Below are 584 nucleotides of genomic sequence, written 5' to 3'. Positions count from 1 at the left end.
GAGACCGCGATGATCGTGAGAGCCCGCCCGGTGCGTCACGCCACGCTGTTCGCAACCGGCCTGGGAACCACATCTAGATCAGGTCTAGCGGCTCCCCGAACCGCTCGTAGTAGACCTCACAAGCGAGCCCGCCAAGATTGGCTGGATCTCCGCCGTCGATGTGTGATGGCATCCGGCTTGGCTCTGTGAGAACCGCTTCGTATCTCACGCGCCCCTGGCTGACGACCCACTGCGCTGCRTCTTCCAGGCCATCCTCGGACTCATCGGGCCCGAGATGGGACCGATACGGCTCGTCCTGTAGCTCGGCGGCGAAGTCCAAGAACAGATCTTGGAACTTGTAGATGGCGTCCTTCGGCAGTCGTCCGAGAATTTCACGAAGGCGATCACGGCTCCGCGAGGACTCCTCTACAACGTCCCAGAACCAGTCGACGTCCGGACCCTCGTCGTGACGAACATCGTCAGCCACAGCCTCTCCCAATCTTGCAGACGAGCAGACCTACCGGCATCCCATCAGTGACAACGCCGGCCCAACCGCAACCGAGCGCGATGGCCCTCATCTTTGCAGGTTCTGGCCGCTGTCAGTG

At 61.9% G+C, this 584-nt stretch carries 1 protein-coding gene; it reads right to left on the bottom strand.

Annotated elements, in window-relative coordinates; genetic code table 11:
- Window positions 1-73: 73 nt before the first annotated feature.
- Window positions 74-466, bottom strand: a complete 393-nt coding sequence (locus AC1DWC_RS26725) for a DUF4240 domain-containing protein (RefSeq protein ID WP_477912918.1) — start codon at window positions 464-466, stop codon at window positions 74-76.
- Window positions 467-584 lie beyond the last annotated feature (118 nt).

The organism is Rhodococcus sp. P4_C10 (assembly GCF_056402135.1).
Note: the sequence above shows the minus strand (reverse complement) of the source record. Positions and strands in the feature narration are given on the sequence as shown.